The sequence below is a fragment of the Stenotrophomonas sp. PS02300 genome (assembly GCF_029959395.1).
Classification (GTDB): Bacteria; Pseudomonadota; Gammaproteobacteria; order Xanthomonadales; family Xanthomonadaceae; genus Stenotrophomonas; species Stenotrophomonas maltophilia_AD.
On sequence record NZ_JASCOP010000051.1, the window covers coordinates 12,480 to 27,900 of the forward strand.

The window sequence follows — 15,421 nt, forward strand, 5'->3', positions numbered from 1 at the left end:
ATTGAACGGACTGTGCCACCTCAACCGTGATTGAGGTCAAGAGCAGCCAGGCAGGGCCTGGCTCTACGCGGCCAACGCGTATCGCCAACCCCTGATCACCCCATCAACGTCTCGGCCAACAGCTTCACGTTGAGCACCACGATCACCGCGGCAATCACCCAGGCCAGCGTCAACAGCCATCGCGGGGCCACCAGCTTGCCCATGCGTGCCTTGTCGCCGACGAACATCACCAGCGGAATCACCGCGAACGGCAGCTGCATCGACAGCACCACCTGGCTCAGCACCAGCAGCCGCGCCGTGCCCTGTTCGCCATAGATCGCGGTGACGATCACCACCGGCACGATGGCGATGCCACGGGTCAGCAGGCGGCGCGCCCACGGCGCGATGCGCAGGCGCAGGAACCCTTCCATCACGATCTGCCCGGCCAGGGTGGCGGTCACCGTGGAGTTGATGCCCGAGGCGAGCAGCGCCACCGCGAACAAGGTCGAGGCCACCCCGACCCCGAGCATCGGCGCCAGCAGCTCATAGGCCTGCTCGATCTCCTGCACGTCGGTGCGCCCGTTGGCATGGAACACCGCCGCCGCCAAGATCAGGATCGAGGCGTTGATGAACAACGCCAGCATCAACGCGATGGTGCTGTCGGTCACCGCCCAGCGCAGCGCGCTGCGCCGGCCGCTGTCGGTGCGCGGGTAGGCGCGGGTCTGCACGATGGACGAATGCAGGTACAGGTTGTGCGGCATCACCGTGGCCCCGATGATCCCGATGGCCAGGTACAGCGCATGCGGGTTGGTGACCACCTCCGCGCGCGGAATGAAACCGCCCAGCACCGCCTGAAGCGGCGGCGCGGCCAGCGCGATCTGCACCGCGAAACAGGCGAAGATCACCAGCAGCAGGGCGATCACGAACGCTTCCAGCGCGCGGAAGCCGCGATGCATCAGCCACAGCACCAGCACCACGTCCACGGCGGTGATGATCGCGCCCATCATCAGCGGCAGCCCGAACAGGAGCTTCAACGCGATGGCGGTGCCGATCACTTCGGCCAGGTCGCAGGCGATGATCGCGATCTCGCACAGCACCCACAGGCACAGGTTCACCGGCTTTGAAAAATGGTCGCGGCAGGCCTGCGCCAGGTCGCGCCCGGTGGCGATGCCCAGCCGCGCCGACAGCCCCTGCAGCACGATGGCCATCAGGTTGGAGAGCAGGATCACTGACAGCAGCAGGTAGCCGAACTGCGCGCCACCGGCAATGTCGGTGGCCCAGTTGCCCGGGTCCATGTAGCCCACCGACACCATGTAGCCCGGGCCGAGGAAGGCCAGCAGCCGGAACCACCAGTGCCCCCCGCTGGGCACGGCCACGCTGGCATGCATCTCGCCCAGGCTGGGGCGATTGCCAGTGGCCTGGGGCCAGGCGGTGGTGGTCGGAGAGGTGGGGTCCGCGCTCATGCGGTCGAATATAGCAGAGGCTATGTTATCAAGGTGAGGGCATCGGCAACGAGCGCATCCCATGGGTATGCGGCAGGCTGGCCTTCATGGCGTCGATGAAGGCGCGCAGCCGCGAGGGGATCTGGCGCGCGGCGGGATAGACCAGGTGCACCGGCAACGGCGGTGCCTCCCAACCGGGCACCAGCTGCACCAGCCGGCCTTCGCGCAGGTCATCGCCTACCAGCCACGCCGACACCACCGCCGCGCCCAGACCGGACAGGGCCGCGCGGCGCGCCACGAACAGGTTGTCGGTGAGCAGGCGCGGCTGGATGTCCACCCGCAGCGCCGGACCGTCATCGGCCGGCAGCAGGGTGAAGCGGTCGCGGTAGAACGTGGTGAGGGCGATCCACGGCAGTCCGGGCAGCAGGGCGGGGTCGCGTGGGTCGGCGGCGTCCAGCAGCGAGGGCGCGGCGATGACGATCCGCGGCACTTCGGCCAGCGGCACCGCCACCAGTTGCGGTTCCTCCACGCGTCCCACGCGGATGGCGCAGTCGATGCCGTCGGCAATGAAGTCCACCGGCTGGTCTTCCAGCATCCATTCCAGGGTGACCTGGGGATGGCGGGCCATGAACTGCAGCATCGGGTCCAGCAGCTGCGCCTGGCCGAAGGCATGCGGCACCACCACGCGCAGGCGCCCGCGCGGCACGTCCACTTCACCACGCAGGTCGGCCTGGATCGCATCCCAGTCGTCCACCAGGGCGCGTGCGTGCGCATAGCAGCGCTCGCCGTCGTCGGTAAGCGTCATCTGGTGGGTGGACCGCTTGATCAGGTGCAGGCCGAACAACCGTTCCAGCGCCTGCAGGCGCCGGCTGACGGTGGGTTGGGTGGTGCCCAGCTGCACGGCGGCGGCAGACAGGCTGCCGCTTTCGACGATGCGGACGAAGGTGTGCAGCAGGTCGATCCGGTCCGCACCGGGCGCCGGGGAGGGGATGCTCATACAACCTTCGTATGATGGATATGTACCGAAGCCTACTACACGCCAGGCTTTCCAAGCGCGATGCTTGCGCCACTTTCTTCAAGCGTGGAGTGGCTCATGTCCAGCGTGCATATCCCGGTGGTTGCCGCCGCCCGGCCTGCGGTGCCGTCGCGGCTGATCGTCGCGATGGCGGCCGGGGCCGGGTTCTCGGTGGCCTCGATCTACTACAGCCAGCCGATGCTGGGCGTCATCGCCAGCGGCCTGGGCAGCGATGCGCAGGCCACCGGCATGGTGCCGACGCTGACCCAGCTGGGCTATGCGCTGGGCATCCTGCTGCTGGCCCCGCTGGGCGACCGGTTCGACCGCCGCCAGCTGATCCTGCTCAAGTCGCTGGTGCTGGCCGCCGCGCTGGCCGGGGCCGCGCTGTCGGGCAGCCTGCCCACGCTGCTGCTGGCCAGCCTGTTGATCGGGTTGATGGCCACCGTGGCCCAGGACGTGGTGCCGTCGGCGGCGATGCTGGCGCCGGAAGCCGAGCGTGGCGCGGTGGTGGGCAAGGTGATGACCGGACTGCTGCTGGGCATCCTGCTGTCGCGGGTGGCCAGCGGGCTGGTCGCCGAGGCACTGGGCTGGCGGGCCATGTTCGGTATCGCGGCCGGCTCGGTGGTGGTGATGGCGCTGGTGCTGGCGCGCGAGCTGCCGCACCTGGCCCCGACCACGTCATTGCGTTATCCGGCGCTGCTGCGCTCGCTAGCCCACCTGTGGCGCGGGCAGCCGCAGCTGCGCCGTGCGGTGTTCGCGCAGGGGCTGCTGGCGGTGGGCTTCAGTGCGTTCTGGTCGACCCTGGCGGTGATGCTGCACGACCGCTACCAGCTGGGCAGCGCGGTGGCCGGCGCCTTCGGTATTGCCGGTGCTGCCGGCGCGTTGGCGGCACCGCTGGCCGGGCGCTGGGCGGATCGACTCGGCAGCCATGCGGTGGCGCGCATCGCGATCGGGATTGCGCTGCTGGGGTTTGCGATGCTGCTGCTGGATGCGTGGTTGCCGCGGGTGGCGATCGTGCCGCTGCTGGCGATCAGTGCGGTGGTGTTCGACTTCGGGTTCCAGGCGGCGCTGGTATCGCACCAGACGCTGGTCTATGGGTTGGCGCCGGAAGCGCGCAGCCGGCTCAATGCGCTGCTGTTCACCGGGGTGTTCCTGGGGATGGCCGCCGGTGGGGCACTGGGCGCGGTGGTGCTGGCGCACTTTGGGTGGAGCGGGGTGGCGACGCTCGCTACCGTGGCTGCGGGTTGCAGTCTGGTGGTTCGGTTGCGGTGAGTTTCGGCCTGGATTGCGTGGTTGCGGGGCAGCGCCCGGCGTTACGGGTCGGTGTCGAGGGTGATGATGCCGCGCTTGAGGGCCAGGGTTACCGCGTGGGTGCGGTCGCGGGCGCCCAGTTTTTCCATGATGTTCTTCATGTGTGCCTTGACCGTCTGTTCGGAGATGCGCATCTGCTCGCCGATGCTCTTGTTCGAGCGCCCACCGGCGACGTGGCCCAGCACTTCGGTTTCGCGTGGGGACAGGCTGTCTTCGACCACGTGCGCGGCGATGCTGGCCGCCAGCGTGGCCGGAATGCCGGCGCGGCGGCCGCTGTGCACGGTGCGGATGGTGTCCACCAGTTCGTGGCGCAGCATGTCCTTGAGCAGGTAGCCGCTGGCCCCGGCCTGCAGCGCGCGCACCGCGCGTACATCGCCGCGGTAGGTGGTGAGCACGATGATGCGCGCGCGCGGGTCGAGGTGGCGGATGCGGGTGATCGCTTCCACCCCGTCCACGCCGGGCAGCTGCAGGTCCATCAGCACCACGTCCGGCTGCAAGGCCAGGTACTGGGCCACCGCTTCTTCGCCATCGGCCGCTTCACCGAGCAGGCGCATGTCCGGCTGCAGGCCGAGCAGCGCGGCCAAGCCGTCGCGCAGCAGGGGGTGGTCGTCGACCACCAGGATGCCGATCGGCAGGGATGCAGCGGTCATGCGGTCTCTCCGGAAGTCCGCCGCCCGTACCAGCGCCGGCGGGGGTGGCGATAGATGCGCTCGCCAGGCAGGAACAATTCTATTTCAGTGCCCACGCCGGGGCGCGACCACAGCCGCAGGCGCCCGCCGAGCCGTTCGGCGCGTTCGCGCATGCCCACCAATCCCCAGCGGCCGTCGGGCAGGGTGGCCGGCAGGCCGCTGCCGTCGTCGCGGATGTGCAGGCGCAGGCCGCGGCGCGCGTAGACCAGCTCGATGTCCACCGCTTCGGCGGCGGCATGCTGCAGGGCGTTCAGCAGCGCCTCCCGCCCGATCAAAAAGACCTCTTCGGCGGCATCGTGGCGCAGCGGCTTCGGGGTGCCTTCCACGTTGAGGCGCAACGACGGGCTGCGGCTGTCGGCGGCGCGCTCGCCATACACCTGCGCCAGCGAGGCGCCCAGGTCCTGGTAATCGTCGCTGCCGTCGCGCAGCCGGTTGACCCGTTCGCGGCCTTCGGCCAGCGCGCTCTCGGCTGCCTGCATGGCCGCCTCCAGCGCTTCGCGTACTTCCGGGGTGGCGTGCGCCGAATGGCTTACCGCATGCAGGCGCAGGATCAGGCCCTGGGTGCCCTGCAGCAGGGTGTCGTGCAGTTCGCGCGCGATGCGCTCGCGTTCGGCATGGCGTTCCTGCAGGCGCGCCCGCACCAGCTGGGTCAGGCTGCGGCTGCGCAGGCGCATGGCCAGCGCCAGCAGGGCCAGCATCGCCAGCACGCAGGCGGCGCTGAACCACAGGGTCTGGTACCACATCGGTGCGATGGTGAAACTGCGCTGGGCGACCGCCGTGCTCCAGACCTGGTCTTCGTTGGCGGCGCGGACCTCGAAACGGTACGGGCCCGGTGGCAGGTTGGTGTAGAACGCGCGGGTCAGGCTGCCGGCCTCCTGCCATTGCGCGTCCAGTCCGATCAGGCGGTGCTGGTAGCGGGTGCGCTCGGGCCGTGCCAGCGACACGGCCAGGTAGTCGATCTGCAGCTGTGCGGTGCCGGCCGGCAACTGCAGGCCGTCGCGCAGCGGTTGCTGGCGTCGGCCGTAGGTGACGGTGTCGACATGCGGCAGCAGCGGCGGTGCATTGGGGTGGTCCTGCAGCGTATCCAGCCAGGCCAGCCCCTGGTTGGTCGCCACCCACAGCAGGCCATCGGCGGCCAGCACCGCGCTGGATACCGGGGTGGCCTGGGTGGCGATGCCGGGCATCCCATCGGCGGTGTCGTACAGGCGCGGTGCGGTTTCCTCGCCGGCATCGATCGCGCGTTCCAGCGTGGCAGCGTCGGCCCGCACCAGGCCGCGGCTGCCGTTGAACCAGTAGTGGCCGCGGCGGTCGCGCGCGATCCCGGTGATGCCTTCGAACACCCCGGGGCTGGCGGCCAGCGCGGTGCGGAAGCGACCGTCACGACCGAGCAGGGCCAGGCCGTTCTCGCCGGCGACCCAGGTCCGGCCGCCGGTGAGGGCGGTTGCGGTCACCGGGCCCACGTCCAGGCCATCGGCGCGGGTGTAGTGGCGGTAGTTGCCGCCGTGCCCGACCCGCAGCGTGCCATCCGGGTAACCGATCGCCACGGCGCCGTCGTCGCCGCCGGCCAGCGCGGTACACGACAGCGGCGGCAGGGCCGGGTCCTGCTTCCAGCGCCCCACGTGGTAGTGCAGCACGGTATCGGCGCGGAAGCAGAACCAGGCCTCGTCAGGGCCCACCGCCAGCATCGCGCGCAGCACGAGTGGCGCGGGGATGCCCGGCGGTGCCAGCGGCGTGCGCCGGCCCTGGTCGATCCGCAGCAGGGCATCCCACTCGGTCAGCCACAGCGGCTGCGACGGGGCCTGCGCCGCGGGCAGGCGTTGCGCTGGGGCCGCATTCAGCAGGTCGCGGCGAAGCGCCATCGGCTGCAGGTCCTTGCCGTAGCCGACCACCTCGCCGCCGGGCGTGCGGAACAGGGTGCGCAGCGGATCGGCCGGGCCGGGCAGCGCCAGCGCCCGCACCTGGTGCTCGCGGAAGCGGTTCAGGCCCAGGTTGGAGCCCACCCAGAGATTGCCTTCGCGGTCCTGCAGCAGCGGTCCGGCGGTGGTGGAGGCCAGGCCCTGCGCGGCGTCGAAGCGCTCGATCCGATGTCCCCCGTGGCCGTCGGCATCGACATGGAAGATGCCCCCATTGGACACGAAGCTGCCCCACAGGCTGCCATCGGCGGCAAAGCGGATGCGCCCGGCCAACAGCCCCGGCAGCCAGTGGGCTTGGCGATGCGCGGCGGACAGCAGCCCGTGCGCATCGGCAAGCGGCATCACGCCCTGCTGGCGGTCGGCCAACCACACCTGGCCATCGCCGCGCAGCGCGAGCGAGGAAAACCGTGACACCGCCAGCTGCATGCGTTCGAAACGGGTGGCGTGCGCGCGCAGGCGCCACAGCTCACCGCCGGCCAGCAGCCACAGCGTTCCGGTGGGGTCACGCAGCGCCCAGTGCGCCGCGATATCGCCAATGCCCATGGCGGCCGTCGGCGCCTGCCAGCGTTCGCCGTCGAACCAGCGCAGGCCGGCGTCCGATGCGGCCCACAGGCGGCCGCTGGCATCGCGTTCCATGCGCGGAATCAGCCCCGGGCGCAGGCCGTCGCGGCTGCCGAAGTCGCGTGAGCCGTGTGCGTCCAGGCGGGTGATGCCGGCGTTGTAGTAGGCAATCCACAGCGTGCCGTCCGGATCGACGGTCAGCGAGGTCATGTTGGCCGAGGGGAATGAGCTGCCATTGGGCGGGGCCACCCGTTCAAACTGGCGCCCGTCGAAGCGGTACAGGCCCGCGCCGGTGGCCAGCAGCAACCGGCCATCGCGCTGCTGGGCGATATCCCAGATGTCGCCCGGCGCGCCCTGGCCAACCACCCAGGCGCTGTGCTCGTAGGCGGCCAGGCTGGCGGCGACGGCCGGCAGCGGCGCCAGCATGGCCAGCAGCATCGGCAGCAGCACGCCACGCATCGCCCGCCACGCGGCAAGCGGGGCAAGGGAACGGAACACGGGGGACGCATGCGGCATGCGGGGATTGTCGCAGGCCAGGGGCAGCGCACGACTACCCTTTTGGGGCAGGCGCCCGCGTGCGCCAATGCGCTAGCCCTGCGGGCATCTCCCCCAAAAGAGTAGCCGCAGCCACCACCCAAGGGGGGTAGGGCGATTCCATCTTCGCGGCGACCATGAGCGGACTCGACCCTCCAGGAACTTCCCATGACCACCGCCACCGCCGTCCCCGGCGCTTCGTTGCTGTCGCCTGCCGATCACACCCTGGTGCTGATCGACTTCCAGTCGCAGATGGCCTTCGCCACCCGCACCATCGATATCGCCGCGCTGCGCAACAACGTCGCGCTGGTCGCCAAGGGCGCGGCCGGCTTCAAGGTGCCGGTGGTGCTGACCACCGTGGCCGAGAAGTCGTTCTCCGGCCCGATGTTCCCGGAGATCGCGCCGATCTTCCCCGGCCAGAAGGTGTTCGACCGCACCACCATGAATTCGTGGGAAGACCAGCCGGTGATCGATGAGATCAACCGCATCGGCAGGAAGCGCGTGGTGCTTGCCGGCCTGTGGACCAGCGTCTGCATCGTCGGGCCGGCACTGTCGGCGATCGAGCAGGGCTTCGAGGTCTATGTGATCACCGATGCCTGTGGCGATGTCAGCGATGAAGCGCACGAGCGTGCGGTGACCCGCATGGTGCAGGCCGGCGCGGTGCCGGTCACCTCGGTGCAGTACCTGCTGGAACTGCAGCGCGACTGGGGCCGCGGCGCCACCTATGACCTCACCACCGGGATCGCCCGCGAACACGCCGGCGGCTACGGCATCGGCATCCAGTACGCCAAGAGCATGTTCGGCGCGCAGGAAGGCGGCCACTGAGCATGGGCGGCGCCACCGGCCTGGACCTGGGCCTGCTGGTGCTGCGGCTGGCAGCGGGCGGGTTCCTGCTGCCGCATGCGCTGGGCAAGTTGTTCGGCTGGTTCGGGGGCCCCGGGCTGGCCGGCTTCGCCGACGAACTGCGCGGCTTCGGCCTGCCGGCGCCGGCACCGGCGCCGCTGCTGCTGGCGGTGGTGCAGGTGCTGTCCGGGTTGGCGGTGCTGCTGGGTTGGCAGGCGCGCATCGCGGCTACGGTCGCGGCGCTGTTCCTGGCGATGACCGCCGTGCTGGCCCTGCCCAAGGGCTGGTTCTGGATGCGCGGCGGCATGGAATACCCGTTGTTCTGGACGCTGGCGCTGTGCGCCATCGCCCTGGCCGGTCCCGGCGCGCTGGCGTTGCACCCTTGATTGAAGAGAGAAACCCATGACCACGCTGCTCATCCGCAATGCCCGCATCACCACGCTCGACCCGCGCCTGCCGCAGGCGGATGCGCTGGCGGTGGTCGATGGCCGTATCGCCGCCATTGGTACCGAAGCGCAGGTGCGCGCCGGCCTGACCGAGGTGACGGTGATCGACGCCGGCGGCCGCCGGCTGGTGCCCGGGCTCAACGACAGCCATACGCACCTGATCCGCGGTGGCCTCAACTACAACCTGGAGCTGCGCTGGGACGGGCTGCGCTCGCTGTCCGATGCGATGGCCATGCTCAAGGCGCAGGTCGACAACACCCCGGCGCCGCAGTGGGTGCGCGTGGTGGGCGGCTTCACGGCCGAACAGTTCGTGGAAAAGCGCCTGCCGACCCTGGCCGAGATCAACGCCATCGCGCCGGACACGCCGGTGTTCCTGCTGCACCTGTACGACCGCGCGCTGCTCAACCGCGCCGCGCTGCGCGCGTGTGGGTACGACAGGAACACGCCCGACCCGCCGGGCGGGCAGATCGCGCGCGACAGCCTGGGCAACCCCACCGGCCTGCTGCTGGCCAAGCCGAACGCGCTGATCCTGTATGCGACGCTGGCCAAGGGCCCGCGCCTGCCGATCGAATACCAGGCCAATTCCACCCGGCATTTCATGCGCGAGTTGAACCGGCTGGGGATCACCTCGGTGATCGATGCCGGCGGCGGCTTCCAGAATTACCCCGAGGATTACCAGGTCATCGAGCAGCTGCATCGCGACGGTGAACTGACGGTGCGCATCGCCTACAACCTGTTCACCCAGAACAAGGGCAAGGAAGTGCAGGACTTCCAGCACTGGAGCGAGATCCTCACGCCGCGCCAGGGCGATGACCTGCTGCGCCACAACGGCGCCGGCGAAATGCTGGTGTTCTCCGCAGCCGATTTCGAGCTGTTCAACGAACCGCGCCCGGAGCTGCCGGCAGGCATGGAACCGGAGCTGGAGGAAGTGGTCAAGCTGCTGGTGGAGAAGCGCTGGCCGTTCCGCATCCACGCCACCTACGATGAAAGCATCGACCGCATCCTGGATGTGTACGAGCAGGTCAACCGCGAGATTCCGTTCGACGGCCTGCACTGGTTCATCGACCACGCCGAGACCATCACCCCGCGCAACATCGACCGCATCAGCGCGCTTGGCGGGGGGCTGGCGATCCAGCACCGCATGGCCTACCAGGGCGAGGCCTTCGTGCAGCGCTATGGCGCGGACGCGGCGCGGCACACCCCACCGGTGCGGCGCATGCTGCAGGCGGGCGTGCCGGTCGGCGCCGGTACCGATGCCACCCGCGTGGCCAGCTACAACCCGTGGGTGGCGCTGTCGTGGCTGGTCACCGGGCGCACGGTGGGCGGACTGGCGCTGTATGGCGAAGAGAACCTGCTCGAGCGCGAGGAAGCGCTGCGCCTGTGGACCCAGGGCAGTGCCTGGTTCTCCGGCGATGACGGCCGCAAGGGCACGCTGGCGGTCGGCCAGCTGGCGGACTTCTGCGTGCTCTCGTCGGACTTCTTCGCGGTGGACGATGCCGCCATTGCCGATATCACCAGCGTGCTCACCGTGGTCGGCGGCCGCGTGGTGCATGGCGAGGGAGACTTCGGCCCGCTCGCGCCGACCCTGCCGCCGGCGATGCCGGACTGGTCGCCGGTGAACCGCTTTGGCGGCTACCACGTCGGCGGCGCGGCCACCGGGCTGGTGGCGCATGCGCATGCACACGGTCACGGCGCAGGTGCCTGCCGCACCCATGGCCACGGCCACGCGGCGGCGCATGCGGTGCCAACGGAGGCGCCGAACGCGTTCTGGGGCGCGCTGGGATGTTCGTGCTTCGCCTTCTGAGCCTGGCGCTGGCGTCGGCCCTGCCGACGCTGGCGTTCGCGTGCACGCCGGATGCATCGGGCCGCTGTATCGCGCTGGACGGCGGTAGCGAGGTTCAGTTGGATGCTTCCGTGCGCCTGCGCGGCATGTATTACGACCCGACCCGTTTCGGCATCCAGGGCCGCGAAGATGGCTACGGCCTGCTGCGTGCGCTGGGTTCGGTGACCGTCACGCGGGAACGTTGGGAAGGGAGGGTGCAGCTGGGCGTGCATGCCGAGCAGGGCCGCGCTGGCGGGCCCGGTGGCACCGACCGTGGTGCGCTGGACCTGCAGCAGGGCTACCTGCGCTGGCACGGTGAGCGCCTGTCCTGGCAGCTCGGGCGGCAGGAGGCGGCCTATGGCAGCTCGCGGCTGCTGTCGGTACGCGATGGCCCCAACATCCGGCTGGCCTTCGACGGCGTGCGCGGGCGTTGGCAGCAGGGTGCGCTCACGCTGGACGTGATGGCGCTGCGCCCGGTCGACAACCGCATGGGCGCCTTCGACGACCGCAGCGACAAGGGCCAGTTCCTGGTCGGCAGCTATGCCACGTGGCAGGGCGCACGGCCCGGCAACGGGCTGGACCTGTACCTGCTCGGCTATGGTCGCGACGGTGCGCGCTTTGCCAGTGCGGTGGGCGACGAGCGTCGTACCTCGCTGGGCGCGCGCTGGTTCGCGCTGCAGCCGCACTGGGACGCCAACATCGAACTGGTCGCGCAGCGCGGCACGTTGTCGCGCGCGCAGGGCGACCTGGCCATCCGTGCCTGGACGCTTGCCAGCGACAGTGGGCTGCGCTGGCCCGGCCATCGCTGGCAGCCGCGCCTGGGCATCAAGCTGGATATCGCCAGCGGCGACCGCGACGCGCACGATCGCCGCCTGGACACCTTCAACGCGATGTACCCCAAGTCGGCGTACTTCAGCGAAGCCAGCCTGCTGGCGCCGGCCAACCTGATGGACGTGCAGCCGACCCTGGCATTGACCCCGCGCCCGGGCCTGACCACCGAGATTGGCTGGCAGCTGGCCTGGAAGCACCGCCGCAGTGATGCGGTGTACACCACGCCGGCACCGCTGGCCGCCGTGCCCGGCACGGCTGGCACCCCCCGGCGGATCGGCCAGCAGTACAAGTGGGAAACCAGCTGGGAGGCCAGCCGGCACTGGACCTGGAAGGGCCAGCTGGCCTGGTTCGAGGCCGGTCCCGGCCTGCGTGCGGCCGGTGGCCGCGACACCCTGTTTGCATCGGTAGTAGGAGCATGGCAATGGTAAACACACACGAAAGCGCGGCCCCGGGTGCGTGGTCGCCACTGAAGATCAAGCTTTTCCGCGCGATGTGGCTGGCGATCCTGGGCAGCAACGTCGGCACCTGGGTCAACGATGTGGCCGCCGCGTGGGCGATGGCCGAGCGCACCGGTTCGCCATTGATGGTGGCGCTGGTGCAGTCGGCCACTACGGTGCCGGTGGTGCTGCTGGCGCTGGCCGCCGGCACGTTGGCCGACATCGTCGACCGCCGCCGCTACCTGCTGTTCACCCAGGGCTGGATGCTGCTGGTGGCTGCCACCCTGGCCACGCTGACCGCACTGGACCTGCTGACCCCGCCGTTGCTGGTCGGGCTTACCTTTGCAATGGGCTGCGGCGCGGCGATGGCGATGCCGGCGCAGGCCGCCATCGTGTCCGAGCTGGTGCCGCGGCCAATGCTGGCCTCGGCAGTGGCGTTGAATTCAATCGGCATCAACATCGCGCGCTCGCTTGGCCCGGCCATCGGCGGCCTGATCGTGGCGCAGCTGGGCGCGGGGTGGGCGTTCGGCCTGAACGCGTTGAGCTTTGCGGCGATGCTGTGGGTGCTGTTCACCTGGAAGCAGGAAGCGGCGGCCTCCACCCTGCCGCCGGAAGGTTTCGGCGCCGGGCTGCGCGCGGGTCTGCGCTATGCGTTGCGGGCCGGGCGCCTGCAGGCGGTGCTGATCAAATCGGCGGGCTTCTTCTTCTTCGCCAGTGCGGTGACCGCGCTGCTGCCGCTGGTGGTGCGCAGCGAACTGCACGGCGGGGCGGGCACCTATGGCCTGCTGCTGGGCTGCATCGGCATTGGTGCTGTCAGTGGCGCACTGGTGCTGCCCAGCCTGCGCGCGCGGCTGGACCGCGACCTGCTGGTGCTGCTGGCCACGCTGGCCTGCGCGCTGAGCCTGTTCGGCCTGGCCTGGCTGCGGCACATGGCGCTGTTGCCGCTGGCGATGCTGGTCAACGGTTTCGCCTGGATCACCGTGCTGTCCTCGCTGCAGATCGCGGCGCAGACGGCCGTACCTGCGTGGGTGCGGGCGCGCGCGCTGTCGCTGTACATCATGGTGTTCTCGCTGGGCATGGCCGCTGGCGGGCTGAGCTGGGGCAGCATCGCCCAGCGCACCTCGATTCCGCTGGCGCTGACCATCGCGGCGGTGGGTGCGGTGATCGGCGGGTTGCTGGTGTGGCGGGTGCGCATTGCCGGCAGCGAGGAGCTGGACCTGCGTCCTGCGGGCCATTGGCCTGCGCCGGAGCTGGCGGTGCCGGTCACCCACGACCGCGGCCCGGTGCTGGTGACGGTGGAATACCACATCGATGATGCCGACCGCGCCGCGTTCCATGCACTGCTGGGTGAGCTCGGCCGTACCCGCCGCCGCGATGGCGCGGTGATCTGGGGCGTGGCCGAAGACGTGGCCACGCCGGGCATCCACCTGGAATATTTCGTGACCCCGTCCTGGATCGAGCACCTGCGCCAGCATGAGCGGGTCACGGCCGAAGACCGCACCCTGCAGGACAAGGTCAGGGCGCTGCACTGCAACGAGCATGCACCGATCGTGCGCCATTTCGTGGGGGGTACCGGCGCGTTGAAAGGGTTGCAGCACGGGCACGAGCATCCCGCGCTTGGTTGATCGGACTGCCGCACCACCAACGGTGGCGCGCTACCGGTAGGTGCCCACCGTTGGTGGGTACGTTTCACGCCGTGGCACCTTCTTAACCGTAATGCGCGTATGGTCGGTGCTCTTTGAGCGGGAGTGGGTGCATGCGCTGGATCGTGTTGTTGGCCGCCTTGGCCATGCCGTTGGTGGCATGGTTGTCCCAGACCGGTCAGTTCGGCCCGACCAACGGTGCGATCTCCGACCGCTATCCCACGCTGCTGGTCGCGGCTGGCTACGCATTTTCGATCTGGGGCCTGATCTTCCTGTGGGACGTGGCGTTCGGGCTGTGGCAGCTGCGCCAGCGTCGGCCCGATGACAACGCCGGCGCGCGTGGCTGGGCCGCCGCGGGCTTTGCGCTGACCGCGGCGTGGATGCCGGTGTTCTCCAACCAGGCGTTCCTGCCGGCGCTGGCCATCATCTGGCTGGCGCTGCTGTGCCTGCTGGTCGCTGCCGTGCGCGCGGCGCCGGCCACGGCCAGTGCCGGGCAGCGCGCCTTTGCCGCCTATCCGCTGGCACTGCACGCTGGCTGGCTGACCATGGCCGCCTTCCTCAACACCGCCCAGGTGATCGTGGCCTACCAGTGGCTGCCGACCGGCGACATGCTGTCGTGGAGCGTGGTGCTGCTGGCGCTGGCCACGCTGTTGGCATGGGTGATGAATTACCGCCTGCGTGGTCACTTCGCCTACCCGGCGGCGGTGATCTGGGCGCTGGTGGGCGTGTACATCAAGCAATCGGGCTGGCGCCTGCCGGGTGCCGATACCGTTGCGGTGCTGGCGCTGGCCGTGGCCGCGCTGCTGGTGTTGCAGACCCTGCTGCTGCGCACCCGGGCCTGGCGCGCACCGCGCGTGGGCGTGGTCGCTGCACACCGCCATCGTCGTTGACATAGGAGATTCGCATGCGCGCTGCATTGCACGAACAGTTTGGTGACCCGACCGTTGTCCTGCACGGCGGTGAAACCACTACGCCTGAACCGGGTGCGGGCGAGGTGCGCATCCGCACCGTGCTGGCGCCGATCCACAACCATGACCTGTGGACGGTGCGCGGCCAGTACGGCTACAAGCCCGAACTGCCCGCCATCGGCGGCAGCGAGGGCACCGGCGTGATCGACGCGCTGGGCGAGGGCGTCACCAGCCTGCAGGTCGGGCAGCGGGTCAGTGCGGCCTCCGTGCATGGGACCTGGGCCGAGCAGTTCATCGCCCCGGCGCGGATGGTGATTCCGATGCCGGACAGCATCCACGATGAAACGGCTGCACAGCTGATCGCGATGCCGCTCAGCGCGTTGATGCTGCTGGAATTCCTGCAGGTGGACGCGGGCCAGTGGATCGTGCAGAACGCGGCCAATGGCGCGGTCGGCAAGGCATTGGCGATGCTGGCCAAGGCGCGTGGCGTGCACTGCGTGAACCTGGTGCGGCGCGATGCCGGCGTGGCCGAGATGGCGGCGCTGGGCATCGACAACACGATTTCCACCGCGCAGGCGGACTGGGTGGCGCAGGTGCAGGCGCGGGTGGGCGAGGGTGCGGCCGCGGCGGTGGATTCGGTCGGCGGGCGCGCCAGCGGCGAGTTGCTGGGCCTGCTGGGCGAGGGCGGCACGCTGGTGTCGTTCGGCTCGATGACCGGCGAGCCGATGCAGCTCGGCTCGGGCGATGTGATCTTCAAACAGGCCGTGGTGAAGGGGTTCTGGGGCAGCAAGGTGAGCCAGAACATGGCCCCCGAGAAGAAGCGCCAGCTGGTGGGCGAGCTGCTGAAGCTGGCCGCAGCGGGCGGCCTGAGCCTGCCGGTGGACGCCGTGTTTGGACTGGACCAGGTGGCAGAGGCGGCGAAAGCCAGCCTGGAACCAGGCCGCAACGGCAAGGTCCTGCTGCGCCCATAAGGGCGCAGCGCTACACGCGCAGCGCGTCGATCACCACGCGCAGCGCGCTGGAGGACTGCCGGCGGCTGGGGTAGTA

At 70.0% G+C, this 15,421-nt stretch carries 12 protein-coding genes; 8 read left to right on the top strand and 4 right to left on the bottom strand.

Annotated features, from left to right (window positions below):
* Window positions 1-95 precede the first annotated feature (95 nt).
* Entirely contained in the window at window positions 96-1,442 is a 1,347-nt protein-coding gene (locus tag QMX79_RS11140; RefSeq protein WP_282246811.1) for an Nramp family divalent metal transporter, read from the bottom strand.
* A 28-nt stretch (window positions 1,443-1,470) separates the two neighbouring features.
* Window positions 1,471-2,418, bottom strand: coding sequence for a LysR family transcriptional regulator (locus QMX79_RS11145; protein WP_282246812.1), 948 nt, complete (start codon window positions 2,416-2,418; stop codon window positions 1,471-1,473).
* Window positions 2,419-2,514: 96 nt separating this feature from the next.
* On the opposite strand from QMX79_RS11145, the gene QMX79_RS11150 reads away from it, so the two are divergent.
* A complete protein-coding gene (locus QMX79_RS11150) occupies window positions 2,515-3,708 on the top strand; it encodes an MFS transporter (protein WP_282246813.1) in 1,194 nt (397 codons plus the stop codon).
* A gap of 41 nt (window positions 3,709-3,749) precedes the next feature.
* Here the strand turns inward: QMX79_RS11150 and QMX79_RS11155 are convergent, their stop codons facing one another.
* Window positions 3,750-4,397: a response regulator transcription factor gene (locus QMX79_RS11155; protein ID WP_282246814.1), complete on the bottom strand. Its 648-nt coding sequence runs from the start codon at window positions 4,395-4,397 to the stop codon at window positions 3,750-3,752.
* Window positions 4,394-7,408, bottom strand: coding sequence for a sensor histidine kinase (locus tag QMX79_RS11160; RefSeq protein WP_282246815.1), 3,015 nt, complete (start codon window positions 7,406-7,408; stop codon window positions 4,394-4,396). The genes QMX79_RS11155 and QMX79_RS11160 overlap by 4 nt, the downstream gene beginning before the upstream one ends.
* Before the next feature lie 204 nt (window positions 7,409-7,612).
* Here QMX79_RS11160 and QMX79_RS11165 point away from each other — a divergent pair, with 204 nt between their 5' ends.
* The 7 genes from QMX79_RS11165 to QMX79_RS11195 all read left to right on the top strand — a co-directional run bounded on the left by QMX79_RS11165 (window position 7,613) and on the right by QMX79_RS11195 (window position 15,345).
* Window positions 7,613-8,269 (top strand): hydrolase, encoded by a 657-nt coding sequence (locus QMX79_RS11165; RefSeq protein ID WP_282246816.1) that lies wholly within the window; start codon window positions 7,613-7,615, stop codon window positions 8,267-8,269.
* 2 nt (window positions 8,270-8,271) lie between these two features.
* Window positions 8,272-8,673 (top strand): DoxX family membrane protein, encoded by a 402-nt coding sequence (locus QMX79_RS11170; protein ID WP_282246817.1) that lies wholly within the window; start codon window positions 8,272-8,274, stop codon window positions 8,671-8,673.
* 16 nt (window positions 8,674-8,689) lie between these two features.
* Window positions 8,690-10,537 (top strand): amidohydrolase, encoded by a 1,848-nt coding sequence (locus tag QMX79_RS11175; RefSeq protein ID WP_282246818.1) that lies wholly within the window; start codon window positions 8,690-8,692, stop codon window positions 10,535-10,537.
* Window positions 10,516-11,814 (top strand): alginate export family protein, encoded by a 1,299-nt coding sequence (locus tag QMX79_RS11180; protein ID WP_282246819.1) that lies wholly within the window; start codon window positions 10,516-10,518, stop codon window positions 11,812-11,814. The genes QMX79_RS11175 and QMX79_RS11180 overlap by 22 nt, the downstream gene beginning before the upstream one ends.
* Window positions 11,808-13,448, top strand: coding sequence for an MFS transporter (locus tag QMX79_RS11185; protein WP_282246820.1), 1,641 nt, complete (start codon window positions 11,808-11,810; stop codon window positions 13,446-13,448). Before QMX79_RS11180 ends, QMX79_RS11185 begins: the two co-directional genes overlap by 7 nt.
* A 131-nt stretch (window positions 13,449-13,579) precedes the next feature.
* The gene (locus tag QMX79_RS11190; protein WP_282246821.1) at window positions 13,580-14,356 is read left to right on the top strand and encodes a hypothetical protein; all 777 of its coding nucleotides are present in this window, start codon (window positions 13,580-13,582) and stop codon (window positions 14,354-14,356) included.
* 14 nt (window positions 14,357-14,370) lie between these two features.
* The gene (locus tag QMX79_RS11195; protein WP_282246822.1) at window positions 14,371-15,345 is read left to right on the top strand and encodes a zinc-binding dehydrogenase; all 975 of its coding nucleotides are present in this window, start codon (window positions 14,371-14,373) and stop codon (window positions 15,343-15,345) included.
* Window positions 15,346-15,421 lie beyond the last annotated feature (76 nt).